Source organism: Flavobacterium sp. WG21 (assembly GCF_000335775.1).
Lineage (GTDB): Bacteria > Bacteroidota > Bacteroidia > Flavobacteriales > Flavobacteriaceae > Flavobacterium > Flavobacterium tructae.
In genome coordinates this window covers 166192-187957 of sequence record NZ_AMYW01000005.1, presented here as the reverse complement: position 1 = coordinate 187957, position 21766 = coordinate 166192, and the positions used below count along the sequence as shown (strand labels likewise).

Genomic DNA, 21766 nt, shown 5'->3' with positions numbered 1-21766 from the left:
GCCAGTACCACTTCAAAAGGGTACTGGCTAATACAACTTTAAGATGAAAAAATATATCAGTACCTCTATAAAATCTATAGCTACAGTTACGGCGTTTTTAGCGATATGCCTCCAGGGCTATAGTCAGGACAAAAAACAGGAAATATCGATCTCCGTCGCAGGACCTGGTTCTTTTTTAAAGTACAGTGGCGGTGGTACTATCGTACCCGGAAACGGAATTAGTGCAGGAATCAGATACTCCTATTATTTAAACGAAGGCTTAAGCATTGGAATTGGAGCTGAGTACCAATCCTACAATTCTGATGCAAAGTACGCTTCTTTTAGTGGACAATATGTTACTAAAGATGCCGAAAATGAAACCTTTCAGTTTAGATACAAAGCCACTAACTTCAGAGAAGAACAAAGCCTGAGTTACATAAATGTTCCAATCGCAATTCAATTTGAAACTCCGGGAACTACCCAATTGTATGTTGCTGCGGGTGCTAAAGTAGGATTTGCGATTAAAGGATGTTATCAGAGTACCTTTCAAAACCTTACTACAAGCGGTTACTATCCGCAATACAATGTAGAATTATTTAACCCTGCGTTTGCCGGTTTTGCAAGTACAAATGATGTAAAAACCAGCGAACAGGATTTAGATACTAAAGTGTCCTACTCTGCTACTTTTGAAACAGGTGTAAAACAAAAGATTGGAAACAGAACTTCATTCTATCTTGGTGCTTATATCGATTATGGTCTAAATAACATCTACAATAAAAATGGAGACAAAAGTCTGGTACAGTACAATCCGGAACTTCCTGTGCAGCTGCAATACAACAGCGTATTAGATTCTCCATCCGTACACAATGTCAGACTAGTTTCATACGGACTTAAACTGAGATTTGCTTTACGTTAATTATCAAATAAAAAATATTAAATAACTACTTTTCCCGCTCGGGAAAAATTAAAAAAGTCGGTTTCTTGGGGGAAATCGGCTTTTTTTTTATGAATTAAAACCTGTTTGATCAATAAAGGCAAAATACCCGTTTGCTTTTACCCTTTCAGGGTAATAGTCAACCTCAAAGATGGGCTGAAAGCCCAAAGGCAAAAGTATAGTGCAACGCACTATAAAATAAATAAACCATCTATCAAAGCCCTGTAAGGGCGAAAGATCAAACTCCAATCTATACGCCAGATCTCGTTTAATCCTTATATATTTCTATCATTTTTTGTTTGAGGCCGCACTTTTAATTACTTTTATGGTATTAAATCTAATCAGCGTCAATGATTATAAAGAAAAAGAATACCTGGTTTAAAATGCTCTTTGAATGGCGAGGTTCCGTTTTGCCACAGCTTCTCCCTAGACTTTTATTATTACTGCTGTTTTCCTTTGTTGTCGTTTATTTTAAACCCTGGCTCCTTCAGTATAATCTACACATCAATCCTGCTATTTTTACATTATTTGGAATTGCGCTGGCCATTTTCCTCGGTTTCAGAAACAGCGTGAGTTACGATCGTTTTTGGGAAGGACGAAAACTTTGGGGTGCATTACTCAACGATACCCGATCTCTTGCCCGACAAAGCATCACTCTTGTCCCAGACAAAGAATACGATGCCAAACGCGAAAAATTCACTAATTTGCTTATTGCATTTGTATACAGTCTCAAACATCAGCTTCGGGAAACCAATTCTGATGCCGATATGAACCGATTACTCCCCAAAGAGCTCGCTGACCAATTAAAAGAAACTCGCTATAAACCCATACTTATCTTAAGAGAATTGGGACTTTGGGCAAAAGACGCCAAAACTGAAAATAAAATAGACAGTGTTACGCAGCTGGCTTTCGAAGAAAATCTAAATAAACTGTCCGATATTGTTGGAGGTTGCGAGCGAATTGCCGGTACACCTATCCCCTACACCTACAGTGTGTTACTACACAGAACGGTTTATATTTATTGCTTTTTATTGTCTTTTGGTTTTGTCGAAACTATGGGCTGGATTACACCGTTTATCATTGTTTTTATTGCCTATACTTTTGTAGCGTTGGAAGCCATTGCAGACGAACTCGAAAATCCATTTGGTTTACAGCCTAACGATCTTGCCCTTGATGCAATGTCTGAAATGATCGAGAACACCTTATTAGAATTAAACGATAAAAAAATAAATCCGGTAACGCATCATAAAAATTACTTTATTACTTAAGAGGTATTACACCTCAATTATATTTCGAATATGAACAGAGTGTTATTAGTTGAAGACGATCCCAGAGTGGCATCATTTATCACAAGAGGATTAGAAGAACATTTGTATGAAGTTAAAACCATTACCAAAGGTTTTGAAGCCATCAAAGAGGTCATGGAAAACGAGTACAATATCATTATTCTTGATATCATGCTTCCGGACATTACCGGCTTTGAAGTTTGCGAAGTTTTACGAAGCAGAAAAATTATAGTGCCCATACTTATTTTAAGTGCACTCGATACACCACAGGAAAAAGTAAAAGGTTTACAATCCGGAGCCGACGATTATCTCGCCAAACCTTTTTTGTTTGAAGAACTTTTGGCCCGAATTAATGCACAGCTTCGTCGTGCCGAATTCAGTACCGGAATTCTCGATTTTCAGTCCTATGCCGGAATCGAAATCAATATGAAAGAACAAAGTGCTACAAGAGACGGCAAAGAGCTCAACCTTTCGTCAAGAGAACTCAAACTACTGATTTTCTTTATGAAAAATCGCGAAACGGCCTTATCAAGAGTGGCCATTGCACAGGCGGTCTGGAACATTGACTTTGACAGCACCTCCAATACTGTTGACGTGTACATTAATTACCTGCGAAATAAAGTCGACAAGAACTTCCCTACTCCACTCATTCATACGATAAAAGGAACCGGGTATATGTTGAAGCAGAAGAGTTGAAAGAGTAAAGAGGTGAGAAAATAGAACAAAGAGTAAAGAGTAAAGAGTAAAAATCTGCTGAATCTGCTAAATCTGCGAGAGGAAATAAATACCCACTTATTTTGAATTATGTTCCCATATATTAAAAACAGACCTAAAGCGTTATGAATCTAAAAAAAAATTAGCAGTAAATTCTACGTTGCTTTTTGCTTTCATCGTAGGATTACTCATGACCGGATCATTCCTGCTTTTCAGAAGTCATATGAAAGATCTTTACTATGACAATCTGGAAGATCATGCCTTGACTGCTGCTTTATTTTATTTTAAGAAGGATGAATTAAAAGAATTTACAAACGAACGATATCATGAGATTGAAGTTCAGTATCACCGAATCAACAATGAATCCATTCGGGTTTACGATGCTAAAACCAAAAAATTGTACTTAAAAGATTCAATTGATATTGAGCTTAGCGACCATGAACTGAATACTATTGTAAAAAACAAAATTGAATCGTTTACCATAAAAAACAGACAGTTTGTAGGTCTATTTTACAAAGACAATCAGGGCGATTTTATAATTGTAGTCTCTGGGATCAATCACACGGGTAACCGACAGCTTGAGATTCTGGGCTTAATGTTTATCCTTTTTTACCTGGCAGGCATTCCTCTAAACTATCTTTTGGGGACATTTTTAGCCAAACAAACCTTCCGTCCATTTAAAGAAGTCATTGCAAAGGTAAATACCATCACCACCGAAAATCTGCATTCGAGATTAGAAGTGCAGCAAGCTCAGGAGAAAGATGAAATTAAAGAACTTGTAACCACTTTCAATTATCTCTTAGAAAGACTTGAAACCGGTGTGATGACGCAGAAAAATTTTCTAAAAAACGCCTCACACGAGCTCAAAACTCCCTTGACCATCATCATTGGTGATATTGACGTATCCCTCCAACAACCCAGAACCAACGAGCAATATGAAGAAATTTTAAAATCTCTTAAAAAAGACACGCTGCATTTAAAATCAACCTTAGATGGTCTTCTGGTACTATCAGGACTTCAGCTGTCTGAACCTCAGCAAATGGAAACCATAAGAATTGATGAAATACTATGGAATGTATTGGAGAAAAAAGCAATTGAATACCCCGAATCTAAGGTATCGGTAGATCTAAGCGCTTTGGCCGATCGCGAAAATTTACTTTCGGTTCATGCCAATAAACATATGCTTTTTATAGCCCTATACAATATTTTAGACAATGCAATTAAGTTTTCATCTCCAAAACCGGTAAATATTTTAACTTTCTCTGAGCACAGTAAACTTTTAATACAAATTACAGATCAGGGTTCCGGAATTTCAGAACAGGACAAAGAATCTATTTTTGATCTTTTTTTCAGAAGCGACCATACCCGCCATATACAAGGACAAGGTTTAGGTCTCTTCATTACCATGCAGATACTCAAACTGCATCATATTAATGTTAAAGTAGATTCTGAAGTTGGAAAAGGTACTTCTGTTACCTTAATATTTCCATAATCTGATTCGTTTCTCTGCTATAGTAGCAGCACTTAATCCAGTCTGTTTTTGCAGTTGGTAACCTTTACTTAACACTCTAATCTTTCTTTAATCTACTTTAAATACAACTCTAATCCGTTTGTTTTTAACATTTTACACAAATCATTGATTTTAAAGACCTAAAAGATTCAACAAACCTAACAGCTTGATAATTTTAAATTAACACTAACTATTTTTATCATTTTAAGTTAACAAAAGCGTTAAATCCGATCGGAGCAAACTGAGTTTCTTTGTCAAATAAAAACTCAAAAATCAATGACAAAACTAAAACTCATTTTTTCGGCTGTAATGCTCCTTGTTATGGGAAACATTTTTGCTCAGATTACCACCTCTTCATTATCTGCAAAAGTTAATGATGGTACAAGCCCGCTTACGGGGGCAGATGTTACTTTAACTCATTTACCTACTAATGCAGTGTACAAAGCTGTAACTGACAAACAAGGTAGATTTAGTTTCGAAAATTTAAATGCCGGCGGACCTTATGAATTAGAAATTAAAAGTTCTGCTACTAAAGACTACTCTAATGCACAAATACACTTAGCACTTGGCGATAATGACCTGCCGGTGATAGTGGTTGGCAAAGCAGACAACAATGTACTGGAAGAAGTTGTGATTACAAGTTCTAAACCCTCTTCTAAAAATAACGGAACGAATATTAATGAAAAACAGGTCAATGGTCTTCCGTTAATCAATCGCGGGATTCAGGATGTGACAAAATTAGTTCCTCAAAGTTCCAACAACTCTTTTGCCGGTACCAATTTCAGATACAACAACGTCACAATTGACGGTTCGATCAACAATGATGCGATCGGTTTTAGTCCGTCTTTAGGGGGACAATCAGGAACTTCAGGAATGCCGGGAAGCAGTACACGTTCTAATTCTATAAGTCTTGATGCTATACAGGATATTCAGGTTTATATTGCTCCTTACGATATTAAATTAGGTAACTTTTTAGGAGGAAGCGTTAATGCTGTTACCAGAAGTGGTACCAACAATGTTACGGGATCGATTTACAGTTACGGAAGAAACGCCGCTATTACAGGCCGTAACAATGCCGGTGACGGTTCTAAAATGCCAAATTCTTTTGGTGATTATCAAATTGGATTCCGATTGGGTTTACCGATCATAAAAGATAAATTGTTCTTCTTTACGAATATGGAATATGCCGAAAGAACTGATCCTATATTTTACAATGCAGGACAAACCGATTCTAACGGAAAACTGACTTCATTGGTAGACAACACTACCGCACAGCAAATCTCAGACTTCGTAAAAACAAACTACGGATTTGACACCGGAACTTTTGGTGGGTACAACAACTTTGCAAAAAGCCAAAAATTCTTCAACAAATTAGACTGGAAAATTAACGAAAAACATTCGTTATCGTTGCGAAACAATACCGTGATCTCGCAAGCTTCCAACTTAGAGCGTGATGCGGCAAATTTCAGATTCTCCAGCATGGATTTCACGCAAAAAAACCAATCTATCAGCACCGTTTTAGAACTTAAAAGTCATTTTAACAGCCAATGGTCTAACTCGTTCATTGCAAGTTACTCGGCTATCAAAGATTATCGCGATCCAAAATCAGGTAATATCATGTTTCCACAAACTGAAATTGGATATAACGGCGGAACCATCTTTTTAGGGAATGATCGTGAAGCAACAGTATTCAACATGAAACAAAATACTGCCGAAATCACAGATAACCTTACCTACAAAACCGGAAATCATACCTTATTATTTGGTACACACAATGAGTTCTACGACATCAATTACGGGTTCGTAAATGCCCTGAACGGAAGAGTATCCTACAAATCTCTGGCAGATTTCTACAACAAACTTCCTACCCGTGTTCGCGGAACCTATCCATTCGACGGTTCTTCAAGAGACCAAATCTTCAACAATCCTTACGCACAATTCAAAGTAAATCTTTACAGTGTTTATGTACAGGATGAAATTAGAATTGGGAACAAACTTAAAGTTACTCCCGGTGTGAGAATTGATTATACAGACTTGCCTAATAAACCAAAATTAAGCCCGCAGGTACAAAACTCTCCGGCGGATCCAAATTACGGTAACACTTACTCCTATACTCCGTTAAATCAGATTAAAAACAACTTTTTCAGTACAGCATTAGTTTCTCCAAGAATTGGATTTACTTACAATGTAGACGAAGACAAAACACTTGTTATTCGTGGCGGATCCGGAGTATTTACAGGAAGAATTCCATTTGCATGGCTGGGATATGCTTATTACAACGATGGTGTAGGTTACGGAAGTTATGACAAAAATAACCTTACCCCGGCACAGGTTGCTACGGCTGGAGATCCTTTGGCTGCAAACGGTTTAAACGGTTATCACGATGCAACGCCAAAAGTACAGGCCGATTTAGTGGATAACAAATTTAAAATGCCAGCAGTATTGAGAAACTCGCTTGCAATCGATAAGATCATCAACGGTTATAAATTTACCACCGAAGGTATTTATACCAAAGTAATCCGTGATCTTGAATTTCAACAAGTGAATAAGACTGATAACCCAACTTATTTTTCTTATGATACCAATCACCAGATGCCAATTTATGCAGCCAATATAAATCCTGCTTTTTCAAATGCGTATTTATTATCAAACACTAACAAAGGATACCGCTACAGTATTACGGAGATGATCTCAAAAACGTATGATTTTGGTCTTAACTTTATGGTGGCTTATACCTACGGAAATTCTAAAGATATTACTAACGGAATTCGTAACTCGATGGAAAGTAATTTCCAGATGAATCAGTCGTTAACACCAAATAATCCTCAGTTAGCAACATCCAACTTCAACATCAAGCACAGAATTGTTTCTAATGTTGGATATGCCGTAAAAATGGCCGATAACAATACGTTCTCCGCAAATGTATATTTCAATGCTCAATCCGGAAATCCGTTTTCATGGGGATTTGTAAACTCCACTATTGCAGGAACGGGTCAGGCAGCAGGATTAGCTTATATCTTCAAAGATGCAGCAGAAGCAGCGAAATACATAGGTGTAAATGCAGCAGGAGTTCCATCGGCTACAGCAGCACAGCAAGTAGCAGATTACGAAGCTTTTATTAATGGAAATGATTATTTAAAAAGCAGAAGAGGAAACTTCACGGAAAGAAACGGTGCCACTACACCATGGAACATACAAGCTGATTTGAAACTAATGGATGAAATCAAAATTGCTAAAGCAGGTACTTTACAGCTTTCATTCAGCATAGCAAATGTTGGAAACCTGATTAACAAAGATTGGGGAAGAAGTTACTTTGTTCCGAACACCTACAATTCAACAGCAAATCTTGGGTTAACAAAATCAGGAAACTTAGGTGGAGTTGCTACTGGCGATCCAACTTATACCTTCCAGAAACCTTCGACATCACCTTATACTGTAGATCAGTTAGCCTCAAGATTCCAAGGACAATTTGGAGTGAGGTATACGTTCTAAAGATTGTGTTTTATTTTTTTATTATCCCCCAGTTTCAGTCCCTTTTGAAACTGGGGGATTTTTTTTAAGAACCTGAACTTCATTACGAAGACAAATCTATTGGTCATAAATTTAAGCGAACCAAATTTTGCCTTTTGGTACTATTTTATGAATTGAGATTAGGCTTTACGCCCTTACAGGGCTTATAGCTTCTTCTTTTTTATTCATAGCGCTCCGCACTATGTTATTGCTAATGCTCTTTCAGAGCAAGGTTAGGAATTTTTAATGATATTTTTCAAATCCTCATAAAAATAGGCTGAAAGTCTAAAAAAAATTAGCGTAGTGTATCGCACTACGAAATAAGTTAATCTCACGCGTTACCCTGAAGGGGCAAAAGCAAATAATTCCAATAATCATTAAGCATCAGATCAAGAAGAATATACTCTATTTTTTATTCTTTTTTTGTAAAACCTTTTCGGGTCATATCTCCCCAGCCTTTTGTACCTAAAATTTTTTCTTTATAACCTATCAAAGCAGCGTAAACCGCTAAAGGATGAAAATAAAAAGGTTCGATAAAAGCAGCTATCAAAAGTTTAAAAAAATCAGTTTGTTTTGGATATTTATGATACGTTCTTTCTTCGCTGTACAAAGCAATAACCGAAAAGAAAATGGCAAAGGCATACACAAATAATAATAGTAAAAAGAAAAAATGCCAATTGAGCAGTCCAAATGCAAAAAATATAATAGTAATAACAAGACCTGTAAATTCAATACCGGGAGCTAAAAATTCAAACAAAGTCCAGTATGGAATACTTAGCATTCCCAGTAATTTATATTTAGGATTTAAGAACATTTTTTTATGAAAACTTAAGGTTTCAATTGTTCCTCGCATCCAGCGGCTGCGTTGTTTTTTAAATATTTTGAAATCTTCCGGAGCTTCTGTCCAGCAAAGCGGGTCGGGAATGTATCGCACTGAATACGGCAATTTGTTTTCGAGCATATAACGGCGCATTCTTACGACCAGTTCCATGTCTTCCCCTACAGTTTTGGTACTGTAACCTCCGGACAGTAAAGCAATTTCTTTATCAAAAGCACCAAAAGCCCCGCTGATAAGCAGCAAACCGTCTAATCTTTCCCAAGCCATTCTTCCTAAGAGAAAAGCTCTTAAATACTCTAAAACCTGTATTCTGGACAACATTACATCCGGAACATTCACTTCAATCAAACGTCCATTTTTAATAATACACTGATTTGCAATCCGAACGACGCCGCCCGTTGCAATAATACGCTGTTCGTTGGACTCTAAAAATGGTTTTGCCAGTTTAAGAAGCGAATCTTTGTCGAGAATACAATCCACATCAATACAAACTACATATGGATTTTGTGCAATATTCAGTCCGGCATTAAGGGCATCGGCTTTCCCTCCATTTTCTTTATCCACAACAATCAGCTTTTTAAAAGCTGCATTTCTGGAAGTATAAAGTCCTCTGATTTTCTTTGTTTCAATCTGTTGATGAAAAGAAAGCTCTGTAAGAACAAGATCGTAAGTATGAATTAACAACTCCATCGAATTGTCTTTACTTCCATCATTCACCACAATTACCTCATATTGATTATAGTTTAAGGAAAGTAGTGATTTTACATTTTCTTCAATAGTAAAACCTTCATTGTATGCAGGAGCAATTAAAGAAAGTTTAGGAGCCAATCCACTCGTTAAGAGTATATCATAATCTATAAAACTGTTTCTTTTTAAATAATCTCTTAATTCCTTTGCGGAGAGATAGGCCAATATAAGATAAGACGACATAATCAATATCGCATAAGCCAATATCAGAATTAAATAAGTATGGACAAAAAAATCTATTTCTTGATTAAAAAAAGTCATTAGCTGCGATTTTTAAACGGTTAATGCCAACACTACATGCTGAGCTCCATATTTCACTGATGTATTTGAAGTTCTTTCTGCTAATTGTTCTACAAAAATTAGCTTTTGTGTCAGTTTAAGTTCTTTAATAAGTTTTAAACCAAGTGTAACCACTGTAGTATTTTGCGATTCCAATAAAAGTTCGATACCTTTTGTATCTCCGATATCATGTTTTTTGAAGGCATGAATAATATTCACCTGAGTCCAGTCGTCAATAGGATTGGTATGTTCTGTAAGGTGTACAATACCTTTTGTTCCTGCCAGTTTAATACAGGCGTTTATAGCTGTAATCTGCAGTACTTTATTACGGGCATTTGAGAATGTTATTAGGGTATCAAAAGCGTCATAAACATTCATTTCTGCCAGTTCTGTGATTCCCTTACCTCTGACATCCCATTTTAAACTTTTCAGTTTTTTCAAAGAATCATTTATAAGTCCTGAATCTTGATAAAACTGTTCTAGCTTTTGTGCATAAACACCCTGGTAGTTTTTATGAAGATTGATAAGAGATTCTGTAATAACTTCTCTGAAAAACTTATTTTCGGCCATTAACTTATAATCATTATTCTTCAAGACGTCAGAAAAAGAAACATCTTCAAAAACGACAGAAAACAACAGTTTATCAATAAATGCATCATATCTTTCTCTACGTCTTTCTTCTTTAATTTTTCTATTACGGCTTTGAATAATTAAAAGGTAAAAGAATAACGAGGCCAATACAAAAAGGCCTATTGAAAAGGTTAAAAATGGTTCAACCCATGTCCCTCTTTTATAAAATTCCCATAGATCAGTCATCTTAAAATCGTTTCGTGATAATTATCTGAGCGTTAAACCTGTTTCTGTATTCGTTTGGCAGATATTCTTCATATTCATACAGAAAAATTGGACGTACAAAAAATGAATTGCCCAAACGGTGCTGATACTGCACTCCTGCTCTATACGCTTTTAAAGGCTGTACAAAATTGCTGTACAAATATAAATACGGCACATTTCCGTATTGAACTTCGAATCTTATGACACGTTCTTTTTCTTCATTAGTATGCTGAAAACTTAAAACATGAGAGAATAACGCATTTCCTGTATCATAATAAGGTCTGTAAGCAATTGTGTTTGCTCCGGTTTTATAAGAAATTTGTCCGGTAAGTAATGTCACATCATCGGTTTCAAAATGCATGTATCTCGCTCCCAAAGCATAGTCAAATCTTTTTTGCGGTCTGAAATAATATTCGGCACCAAATTTTGCCACAGGAAATATCGTTTCGCCTGTCGAAGCTCCCCCATTTACATATAAATAATCTTTTTTGGCAAAAGTCTGATAATAATCTACCTCAAACAATGCCTGAGTATCGTTCCCGATATGCCCCATATTAGCACGTCCTACAAGAGCTGATTTACTGAATTTGCGTGTATACTCAACATAACCGTAATGCAATGGCGCCTGCCCCGAGTTTGAAGTCGAAATGTTTAAATAAGAAACCGAAACTGCATTTTTAGTCTTACGATCAATAAGTGTACGTAGCGCTTTAAAGGCCCGAGTACTATTTTCGTTTACGGATGCTTTTTCGATAATCTCCAGTGCTTCTTTGTCTCTGTCCAGTTTTTCAAGACAGGTCACTTTTATTTTTAAGACGTCAACATTCGTAGCATCAACTGCCAGATAACGATCGCAATAGGATATGCATTTCTCAAAATCTTCTGTCCAGTAATACACATTTGTAATGGCAAGCAGAGCATCCGGATTTGGGTTGACCCTGTCTGCCATTGGGGACAATGTTTGTATGGCTGTTTTATACTCTTTTTTCCAGCTGTAAATACGTCCTGAGAAAGTTTTTATATCTTCATTTTCAGGATATGTTTTAAGCAAAGGATCAATTAGTGATAGCGCTTTATCATAACGACCCTGCTCTGCTTCGCTCCTTGCACTTGTCAGAGTTTCATCGATATTCATTTCCTGTCCCGCAGCAGTAATCGAGACAAACAACAGGGCAGCCAGATAGTATACCCATCTCATTAAGCACGTACATTTAGTAATTTATTAATTCTTACCAAAAGTACGGCAGGGCTTATAGGTTTTGCAATAAACTCGTTTGCTCCGATGTCAAAAGAATCAAGCTCTGTTTGCTCAACCCCTGAAGAAGTAAGTATAATTACCGGAATATCTAAATTAAGAGTTTGCCTCACATACTGCGTAATTTCCATTCCGCTTATGCCGGGCATATTTATGTCTGTAAGGATCAGATCATAGCTATTGCTTTTAATAGCTCCGAGTGCGTCTTTACCATCAGAAAACTGGTCAACGTTATATCCTTTCGACTCTAAGAAAAATGATAATGATTTGCGTAGGATATCATTATCTTCAGCTAAAACTATTCTCATAGGTTCAAAATTTGTCTTTGGGGGGAATTGATAATTCTATATTCTAAAATTAAAAACTACTGTAAAGCTACGTGATATTTCGCTTTTATCATAGTTCTTTTAAATATTTAATTACTTCAATTATGCCACAATGAAAAATATTTACCTTATCTGCTGCGTCGTTTGTAAATTTTTCAGTCCTGGCTTCTTCTTCGATTACAGCTAAACAATTACTGAGATCATCCAACATAAATAAGTCTAAACTGGATCTCATGTTATGGGTCAGGTTTTTTACTTTTATGAAATCATTATTTTTAAATGCTTCCTGAAGCAAAACTTCTTCATTTGGTATTTTTTCGATAAAAAGATTGATCATGTCCTGTCTGAAGTTTAAATCACCACATGCCATCTCATCAATAAGAGATAAATTTACTTTTCTCTTACGCGTTACTTTATACTCCGGATTCATTACTGCTCTTATGGCTTCTAAAAGCACCGGCTGTTTGAACGGTTTCGGTACATAACCATCCATCCCTACATTATAACAACGTTCTTGTTCGCCTACGAGCGAATGTGCGGTCATGGCAATAATCGGAATACTCGAATTCATTTCATTTCGAATATAATCAGTAGTCTGATATCCGTCTTTAACCGGCATTTGAAGATCCATCAATACCAAATCGTATTCATTTTTCGATAAAAGCTCGATGCCTTCTTCTCCGTTTTCTGCTATTTCCAATTCAAAACCAAAATTATGAATGACACTTTTGGCCAGTTTCTGGTTTAGAACATTGTCTTCACAAAGCAATATTTTTAGTTTCCCCAAACTTTCTCCTGATATTTCCTCATCAGTTTCTTGAATATAATCTGCTTTTTTGTAATTAATAACAAAGAAAAATTCCGAACCTCTGTTCTCCTGACTTTTTACATTAATTTCAGCATCTTGTAATTCAATTAATTGTTTTACAATATTAAGTCCTAAACCAGTCCCTCCAAATCTTCTTGTGGTGCTGTCCTCCGCCTGAGTAAAACGTTCAAAAATAGTTTTCAGTTTTTCGGGAGGAATTCCAATACCTGTATCTTTAATGGAAAATTTAAGCGAGTAATAATCCTCTGTTTCTTCAATCACTTTTACCGAGACCGTCACTTCTCCTTCATGAGTAAACTTAAGTGCATTGCCTATTAAATTAACCAATATCTGATTTAATCGTCCTTCATCTCCAATAACAATTTCCGGCATATCAGCATCCAGAAAAAGATTGAATTCCACTTCTTTAGAAACCTTTATTTTAAGTAAATTATAAATATGCCTTAAAGTGCTTTTTAAATTGAAAGGCATGGCTTCTATGGTCAGATTACCGGATTCCATTTTAGACAAATCCAGAATATCATTAACAATTAAAAGCAGATTTTCTCCTGCTATCTGCACGCTGTTGATATAGTCCCGCTGAACAGTATCGAGTTTCGTCTGCGCAAGCAGATCGGTAAAACCAATGATCCCATTTAAAGGCGTTCTGATTTCATGACTCATATTAGCCAAAAAACTGTCCTTTGCCAGAACGGCTTTCTCCGCAATCTTTTTCTGCCTGTCAAGCTCAATATTCTTTGTTGCCAATTCCAGCTGGCTGATTACGTGTTTTGCTACAATTCTGAGTGCATTTCGCTGATCTTCATTCAGTTCTTTTGTAACATGATCAATGGCGCATAACGTTCCAATATTATAACCGTCTGGCGTTGTCAGCGGTATACCGGCATAAAATCGAACTTTAAAACCACCCGTAACATTAGCATCGTCTTTAAATCTCTCATTTAAAAAAGTATCATTTATTTCAACCATTTTAGATTCTAAAATAGTATACTGGCAAAAAGAAATTTCGCGAGGCACCTCAGAAACGCCGATTCCAATTTCAGATTTAAACCACTGTCTGTTCTCGTCTATAAAGGAAATATGAGCTATTGGTACATCACAGATATAGGATACTAATTTGGTTGCATCATCAAAAGCATGATCAGGTAGTGTGTCAAGTATATTGTAACGTTTTAGAGCAGCTAAACGCTCTGATTCGTTGACCGGTATTGGAAAGTTGGAAGTTTTCATTGCAGCTAGTGGTAAACTTGTATAAATATAAAAATAATTTGAGATAAAATGTTCTTTTTTTACGACCGATCGTTTGAATATGATGCGTAAAATCAAATACCTGAATTTAATAGGCAATCACATATTAAATTAAATTAAATCAAAACAATACAAAAGGCAGCTTAAAAAAAGCTGCCTTATGTGTTACTGATCTCCTTTATTCATAAAACTCATTAAAAGTGTATAAGCATTTTTGATTACAATTTTCGAAGATTGATCTATAATTGGTGACTTTATCTGTAGGTATCCGTTAGCGGAAGATCCGGTTTCTACCGGAACCATCTTATAGATTCCGTTTGTACTTACCGAAAAAACAAAAAATTTACCCTGCCATCGTACCACGGCATCTTCCGGAACCGTGATGGCTTTTTCATTATTAAATTCTGCCTCAGCATTAATAAAAAGTCCAGGTATCAATGAACTTTCATACTGATTCACTTTACAAATCACCTCTGCCGCGCGATCATCATTAAGACTTTGATTGATATAAGCAATTTTTGCCTTGTACTTTTTAGACGGATTAGCATTGGTAAAAGCCGTAACGATTTGCCCTACCGAAAGTTGCTGTATGTCTTTTTCAAAAACATTCATGGTCAAAACAATATCCCTCATTTCAATCAGCTCAAAAAGCATGTCGGTTGCTGAAATGTATTTTCCCACATTCACATTAATCTTAGCCACCAACCCATTTATTGGTGAACGAATCACAACCGTTTTGCTTATCGTTGAAGCGGTGAGTTTTTTGACATTAATCCCTAACAACCCCAGCTTTTGGGCTAACGATGACATATAAATGTGTTGTGTCTGCATCTCAGTTGCTGTCTGTTCAAACAACTTATCACTACTTGCCTTCTTGGCATTAAGTTCCTTTTGTCGGTTAAACTCACTTTGGGCCAACTGAAATTTTTCTTTCGCGGTAAGATAATCCTGTTGCAATTGTATGTATTGCATGTCCTCGACTACCGCCAATACTTGTCCCTTTCTAACATGCATACCTGCCATTAAATCCGTTTTTTTGATGTAACCTCCTAAAGGAATACTTACTGTAACCACACTCTTTGGAGGCACCGTTACGGTCCCCTGAAGCTGTAATATTCCTTTTACTGTTCTTTCTTCAGGATAACCAACAATCAATTTTGCATTTTGGATCTGTGCATCGCTTAATTGAATACTGTTTTCGGGTGTTAGTACTTTTTTACTTTGTGGTTCTTTTTTGTCGCTCTGGCAGGAAACCAGGCATAGAAAAACAAAAATGATACTGCTATATATTTTCATTATTTTATAAATTATTAAGGGTTTGCCAATTAATTACAGCTTTGTTGTAATCATTAATTCGGTCTAAATATTCATTTTTTATGGTGATCGCCTGATTGACCACTAAAACCCATTGCAGGTAATCGATATCTCCATTTTCCAATTGACTGTTGGCTGTATCGATAATTATTGTCGCATTTTTTAATCCTTCATTTTCATAATAGGAAAGGCTTTCTTTGTATTTTTCGATTTCATTTACCGCATTGACAATCTCTGTCTTCAATTCAATCTTTGTCGTTTCTGCCTGCATTTTGTACGCTTCATAATCTACTTTGGCTGCTTTATTACGCGCGGACTGACTGCCAAAAAAAAGAGGGACTGACAAACCGAAATTGACATAATTAAACCTCTGACTTCCATTGTAATAAACTTCCTGACCTACAGTGCTTGTTTGTGTTCCAATGATGCTTAAATTATTATAGCCAATGGTAATATCAGGTAGTATTTTGGACTGTTCCGTTCTCCATCTCCATTTTGCCGCTTCTGCTTCGTACATTGAAAGTTGTACCTGAGGAAGCTCTGCAGTATCTTTATTTTGATGTAATGAAACCATAAAATCATTTTTTACAGTCTGTGAAATGGGCACATGAACCATACTGTCCTGAAGAACCGTATTAAACGTTTTAAGTGTGATGGAGATATCTTTATTTACCATTGCAAGCTGGTTCATATAAAACTGCCGTGCGGATTGAGAAGCGGTTTTTTCCAGAACATTAGTTTCTCCTGTTTTGTAGCGCAGCTCTGATTTCTGCTCCATTAATCTGTAAATCGAATCGGCATAAGTCAGCAATTCTTTTTTACTGTTGAGCCAGATGTAATCATAAAATAAGTTCCTCACATTCGACTTAACTTGTTGCACTGTTAACTGCGATTCTGCTTTTGCGGCATTGTGATGCTCTCTCAATACTTTTTTCTGATTTGTATATACTGTTGGAAAAGCAAAAGTCTGACTAATCCCAAAACGGTTGTCGTTTACAGCGCTATTAAACTGACCATAATCGGCAGTGAAAGCTGTTTTAGGAATATCAAAAGCAGCTTTTTCTAATTGTTCTTTTGATCTCTCATTCAATTGAGAAGATTTAATTCTTCTGTTGTGCTGCATCGCTATTGATAAAGATTCTTCAAGCGAAATAGATGCATCTTGTGCCTGTAACGAAGCCGTAAGAAACAAAGCCACCAGTAACAAAGTCAACTTATCCATTTTATTTTTTTTATGTTTCTTAGAAAAAACTTTGGTATGATACGTCATTAAATAAATCGCAGGAAGTACAAAGAGCGTAAGCAAAGTAGCCGTAATCAGTCCGCCGATAACGACCGTGGCCAGCGGACGCTGTACTTCTGCTCCTGCGCCATTGCTCAAAGCCATAGGTAAAAATCCTAAAGAAGCAACAGCAGCTGTCATCAATACAGGACGCAACCTGTTTTTGGTTCCGTTAATGATAATTTGAAGCGGATCGGTAATTTCGCCGTGTTTTTGTATCCGATTGAACTCGGAGATTAAAACAATTCCATTTAAAACGGCTACGCCAAACAGTGCAATAAAACCAACACCGGCCGAAATACTAAACGGCATATCCCGCAACGCCAGTCCAAACACACCGCCAATTGCCGATAACGGAATGGCAGTAAAAATGATAATGCCTTCTTTAAAAGATCGGAAAGCAAAATACAACAGCGCCATAATCATAAATAAAGCTGCAGGGACTGCAATTCCAAGGCGCGATTTTGCCTGTTGCAGATTTTCAAAAGTCCCTCCATAGGTAATGTAATATCCGGGAGCAAATTTGATCTGACTGTTTACTTTCTTTTGCAATTCTTCAACAATAGATTCAACATCCCGTCCTCTTACATTAAAACCAACAATAATTCTCCTCTTGGCATCTTCCCGCTGAATCTGGTTCGGGCCTTCCACTTCTTTTACCGAAGCGACCTGATACAACGGAATCTGCATTCCGGAACGGGTTGCAATCAGTAAATTTCGAACATCCTCAATATCTTTCCGTCCATTAGCTTCCACGCGTACCACCATATCAAACTTTTTTTCTCCTTCATAAATGCTTCCTGCTACAGCTCCTGCAAAAGCGGCATTTACGGTTTGATTGATGTCTGAAACATAAATACCGTATTTTGCCATTTCTGCCCAGTCATAGTCAATAACAATTTGTGGCATTCCGGTAACTTTCTCCACATAAAGATCTGTAGCGCCTTCTACAGTATTACTAATAGCCCCCAACTGCTCGGCATATTTTGCCAGTTTATCGAGATCTTCGCCATAAATTTTACAAACCAAATCCTGCTTTGCTCCTGTCATTAATTCGTTAAAACGCATCTGAACCGGAAACTGAAAACCAGTCGTAACTCCCGGTGCAACCTCTTTAACGGTTTGGGTCATTTGATCTGCTAATTCAGGAAACGAAGAAGCACTGGTCCATTCTGATTTATCCTTCAGGACAATAATCATATCACCTCCTTCTATAGGCATAGGATCTGTTGGAATCTCGGCACTACCAATTCTGGAAACGACTTTTTCCACTTCCGGATAGGTATTTTTTAATGCAGTCGAAATTTTCTCAATGGTTGCTGTCGTAGTTGACAAATTTGTCCCCAGTAATAAACGAGTTTCTACGGCAAAATCGCCTTCTTCCAGTTGTGGGATAAACTCACCGCCCATTCGGCTAAAAAGCAACAAGGCGATACCAAACAAAACGAAAGCTGAAATCACAATCCCTTTTCTAACTTGTAATGCTCGTGACAAAACTCTTTCATAATAAAACTCCAGATTTGTCATTATTCGATCCGATAAATTCGGTTTATGATTTATTTTTTTGCTAATGAACAAGGCGCTCACCATTGGAACATAAGTAAGAGATAATATGAAAGCACCCAAAATAGCAAAGGCCACCGTTTGTGCCATTGGCTTGAACATCTTTCCTTCAATGCCTTCCAGTGATAATATCGGAAGGTATACAATCAGAATAATAATCTGTCCAAATACTGCAGCGTTCATCATGCGTCCTGCTGATCCCGTCACTTCCTTGTCCATCTCTTCTTGTGAAATAGAATCGATTTCTTTGTATTTTTTGGCGGAATGAATATGATGCAAAATGGCTTCGACAATAATTACGGCACCATCGACTATCAAACCAAAATCAAGCGCACCCAGACTCATTAAATTCCCACTCACACCAAACGTATTCATCATGATAATGGCAAACAGCATGGCCAAAGGAATTACCGAGGCTACAATAAAACCTGCTCGCAAGTTCCCTAAAAAAAGTACCAGTACCAATACTACAATCAGAGCGCCTTCTATAAGATTCTTCTCTACCGTTCCAATAGCATTATCTACCATTTTAGTGCGATCTAAAAAAGGTTCTATTTTTAAACCTTTGGGTAAGATTTTCTCAATTTCAGCAACCCGTTTTTTAACCTTTACGATAACATTATTGGCGTTCTCTCCTTTAAGCATCATTACAATTCCACCAACCGACTCGCCAATATCATCTGTCGTTAATGCTCCGTAGCGTATCGCAGAAGACATTTTTACCTCTGCAATATCTTTAATCAGAATTGGAGTTCCGGCCTGTGTATTTTTGACAATAATATTCTGAATGTCTTTTATATTGCGGGTCAGTCCAACGCTTCGAATGTAAAGTACCGTTGGCCCTTTTTCAATATAAGCTCCACCCGTGTTTTCGTTATTACTGTTCAGTGCTGTAAAAACTTCTTTAATAGTCAGGTTCTGCGCTTTAAGCCGCGACGGATTAACGGCAACCTCATATTGTTTTAGTTTCCCTCCAAAAGTAGCGACATCGGCAATTCCGGGAGTTCCCAGAAGCTGTCTTCTTATTGTCCAGTCCTGAATAGTGCGCAGGTCTTCCAGAGAATACTTCGTTTCATATCCTGGTTGCGGTTTCAAAACATACTGATAAATTTCGCCCAGACCTGTAGTTGCAGGTGCCATTTCAGGAATACTCGCGTTCTCTGCAATTTCTACTTTTTGCAATCGTTCGGCCACCTGCTGACGTGCCCAATACACGTCTGTATCGTCTGCAAAAACAATCGTAACCAGCGAAAGTCCAAAACGCGAAATACTGCGGCTTTCTTTCAGCTGTGGTATATTACTAATCGCCTGTTCGATTGGAAATGTAATTAAACGCTCTACATCTTCTGCACCCAAAGACGGAGCAGTTGTAATAATTTGTACCTGATTGTTGGTGATGTCAGGAACCGCATCAATAGGTAAACGGGTTACTTCAAACACGCCATAGATAATCCATAGCAACGTGAAGATCCCAATTACCAGTTTATTTTTAACGGAGAACTCTATGATCTTATTAAGCATAATTTAATTTATTTGAATATAGTAATGCCAGGGCTAAAACATCAAAAATGTCTTAACCACAATAAAAATTCTATAAAATCAAATTAGGCTACAGGAGGTCGAAATACCGAAAACAAGGAAGGATTTGAATACAAATCTGAGGTATAAGGAATTTTACCCGATGGTGAAAATCCAACGGTAAAAGGAATATAAAATACCGGTTTGTCCTGCGGAACAAACACCAGCTGTACGTAAGGTCCGGATATGTTCTTAAACGGAAGCTGCATATCACGATCAGAATCATTGTCTTTTAAATCTTCTCCCCAGTAATGCATTTCTAAAAAATCAAAAAAACTGATATCATGTCTTTGCTGATGTTCCTTAAAATGCTCCAGCAATATCGGCAATTTATAAAACTGCTGAAAGAACCCAATATTGGATACAATTAAAAAGATGAAGAGATATATAATGATTTTTCGCACCTCACAAATTTAAACGATGTCACAAAATAATTTTACACTTATAACAAGAAGCCACTAACTTTTATGACTTTACTTGTTTACAGCAACAAAAATTACAATTATCACATTAAAAGCTAAAAATTAAAGAATTTTACCTATTTCAAAAGTTAATTCAAAGCAACTATTCTCAATTCAAAATTAAAATAATCCATCCTAAAGTGTTTTTACTCAAAAAGAGCTTCAAAATTCTAAAATTACGCCCCCTTTTCTATTTCAAAATGGACGAGAATAATTCCATAAAAAATTTGCTAAAAAGTTCCTAAAACCAGGCTAAATGCTACTTCCCTGCTGGTTTGCTCTCCTCATTTAACTTATTGTAAGAATCACAAATAAAATAAGTGTTTTCATCTCTCTTTTTATCTGTAAAAATTACACGTAACTTCTTTTTTACAATTTAATAATGGCTGCAAAAAGACTTTAAACACATAAATACAAGTTGCTTAAAATCAACACATTAAATAATAAAAATTATAAATATTTAAAGACAAGTGTACGTTCATTCGTATAAATTTTAAAAAAAACTTTTTTTCTGTCAGATTAATTTATACTTTTGTTTCGAACTATTCTTATTCATTCTAAATAAGAATTACTTACAAATTTATTTTTATTTGGCCAAAATAAAAAAGAATTTTCTTAGAAAAATTTCCAAAATAAATGAAAATTAAGAACAACCCCAGCAAAATCAAGCTATCAGACTCTTCTTATAAATTAAACAAAATTTCGAAGAACATCCGTAACAGGAGAAGCGTCTATGCCAATCAGTTTATCAAGGGAGAATTACCGGATCAATTGCTTGAAGAAATTTTGACGAATGCCACCTGGGCTCCTACTCACAAAATGACAGAACCCTGGAGGTTTATCGTTTTTAGGGGCAAATATTTGAAGAAGTACGGCGAATATATGGCTCACTATTACAAAGATTTTTATACTGAATTATCTCCCGAAGATCAAAAAGACAAGCTTTCTTATCTCGAAAATTATCCGCTCAATGCAGCCTGCATGATTGGAGTAGTCATGGTGAAAAACACCAAAATTGACCTGCCTGAATGGGAAGAAATTGCTGCAGTCTCTTCTGCTGTACAAAATATTGCGCTTACCTGCCATGCTCATAAAATGGGCAGTTACTGGAGTACCAAAGGAGTAGCTATCGATTATGTGGCAAAATTTGGTCTCTCAGAAAATGAAAAATCACTAGGGCTTCTTTATCTGGGATATTATCCCGAAGCCTTAAAACCTTCCAAAAAAAAGAGAACCCCTTTATCTAAAAAAGTCGTCTACCTCGACTGAAAAATAACTT

The 21766-nt window shown here is 36.6% G+C and carries 14 protein-coding genes; 6 read left to right on the top strand and 8 right to left on the bottom strand.

Annotated features, from left to right (window positions below; translation table 11 throughout):
- Window positions 1–43 precede the first annotated feature (43 nt).
- From C245_RS0106180 to C245_RS0106150, 5 genes are all read left to right on the top strand, one after another.
- Complete coding sequence (locus C245_RS0106180; RefSeq protein ID WP_017495713.1) at window positions 44–895, top strand: outer membrane beta-barrel protein; 852 nt, start codon at window positions 44–46, stop codon at window positions 893–895.
- Between the two features lie 368 nt (window positions 896–1263).
- Window positions 1264–2181, top strand: coding sequence for a bestrophin family protein (locus C245_RS0106170; protein WP_017495711.1), 918 nt, complete (start codon window positions 1264–1266; stop codon window positions 2179–2181).
- A 30-nt stretch (window positions 2182–2211) separates the two neighbouring features.
- A complete protein-coding gene (locus tag C245_RS0106165) occupies window positions 2212–2895 on the top strand; it encodes a response regulator transcription factor (protein WP_017495710.1) in 684 nt (227 codons plus the stop codon).
- 208 nt (window positions 2896–3103) lie between these two features.
- Window positions 3104–4405: an ATP-binding protein gene (locus C245_RS0106160; RefSeq protein ID WP_017495709.1), complete on the top strand. Its 1302-nt coding sequence runs from the start codon at window positions 3104–3106 to the stop codon at window positions 4403–4405.
- A 294-nt stretch (window positions 4406–4699) separates the two neighbouring features.
- On the top strand, window positions 4700–7915 hold the full coding sequence (locus C245_RS0106150) for a TonB-dependent receptor (protein ID WP_017495708.1): 3216 nt from the start codon (window positions 4700–4702) through the stop codon (window positions 7913–7915).
- A gap of 430 nt (window positions 7916–8345) precedes the next feature.
- On the opposite strand, the gene C245_RS0106145 is transcribed toward C245_RS0106150, so the two are convergent.
- From C245_RS0106145 to C245_RS23610, 8 genes are all read right to left on the bottom strand, one after another.
- Window positions 8346–9779, bottom strand: coding sequence for a glycosyltransferase family 2 protein (locus C245_RS0106145; protein WP_017495707.1), 1434 nt, complete (start codon window positions 9777–9779; stop codon window positions 8346–8348).
- Between the two features lie 12 nt (window positions 9780–9791).
- Entirely contained in the window at window positions 9792–10613 is an 822-nt protein-coding gene (locus C245_RS0106140; RefSeq protein WP_017495706.1) for a hypothetical protein, read from the bottom strand.
- A gap of 1 nt (window position 10614) precedes the next feature.
- Window positions 10615–11829 (bottom strand): YaiO family outer membrane beta-barrel protein, encoded by a 1215-nt coding sequence (locus tag C245_RS0106135; RefSeq protein ID WP_017495705.1) that lies wholly within the window; start codon window positions 11827–11829, stop codon window positions 10615–10617.
- The gene (locus C245_RS0106130) at window positions 11829–12194 is read right to left on the bottom strand and encodes a response regulator transcription factor (RefSeq protein WP_017495704.1); all 366 of its coding nucleotides are present in this window, start codon (window positions 12192–12194) and stop codon (window positions 11829–11831) included. The genes C245_RS0106135 and C245_RS0106130 overlap by 1 nt, the downstream gene beginning before the upstream one ends.
- 88 nt (window positions 12195–12282) lie before the next feature.
- Complete coding sequence (locus C245_RS0106125) at window positions 12283–14271, bottom strand: GAF domain-containing hybrid sensor histidine kinase/response regulator (RefSeq protein ID WP_017495703.1); 1989 nt, start codon at window positions 14269–14271, stop codon at window positions 12283–12285.
- 183 nt (window positions 14272–14454) lie between these two features.
- Window positions 14455–15585: an efflux RND transporter periplasmic adaptor subunit gene (locus C245_RS0106120; RefSeq protein WP_017495702.1), complete on the bottom strand. Its 1131-nt coding sequence runs from the start codon at window positions 15583–15585 to the stop codon at window positions 14455–14457.
- A 4-nt stretch (window positions 15586–15589) separates the two neighbouring features.
- Window positions 15590–19969 carry a CusA/CzcA family heavy metal efflux RND transporter gene (locus tag C245_RS0106115; protein WP_017495701.1) on the bottom strand — a complete coding sequence of 1460 codons (4380 nt, stop codon included), beginning with the start codon at window positions 19967–19969 and terminating at the stop codon, window positions 15590–15592.
- A gap of 83 nt (window positions 19970–20052) precedes the next feature.
- The gene (locus tag C245_RS23610; protein WP_017495700.1) at window positions 20053–20430 is read right to left on the bottom strand and encodes a hypothetical protein; all 378 of its coding nucleotides are present in this window, start codon (window positions 20428–20430) and stop codon (window positions 20053–20055) included.
- Between the two features lie 693 nt (window positions 20431–21123).
- Between C245_RS23610 and C245_RS0106105 the strand changes: the two genes are divergently transcribed.
- A complete protein-coding gene (locus C245_RS0106105) occupies window positions 21124–21756 on the top strand; it encodes a nitroreductase (RefSeq protein WP_017495699.1) in 633 nt (210 codons plus the stop codon).
- Window positions 21757–21766 lie beyond the last annotated feature (10 nt).